Raw genomic sequence first — 282 nt, 5'->3', positions numbered from 1 at the left:
TCTCAAGATTTAAGTAACTGTACAACGGACTTGGGTCTCGTCGAGCAATAGTCATAGTTTTTGTACTCTCAAGATTTAAGTAACTGTACAACGGGTAAGGAAAGTCTTGCTGACTTGTCTCAGTTTTTGTACTCTCAAGATTTAAGTAACTGTACAACTGTATCTGACATGGCTTTTGATGAGTTCATGTTTTTGTACTCTCAAGATTTAAGTAACTGTACAACTCATAGTTCAGTCTATAAGCGATTTGATAGGTTTTTGTACTCTCAAGATTTAAGTAAC

The sequence above is a fragment of the Streptococcus sp. HMSC076C08 genome (assembly GCF_001810825.1).
In the GTDB taxonomy this organism is placed as follows: domain Bacteria; phylum Bacillota; class Bacilli; order Lactobacillales; family Streptococcaceae; genus Streptococcus.
The sequence above is the reverse complement of the archived record's forward strand: the minus strand, read 5'-3'. Positions refer to the sequence as shown.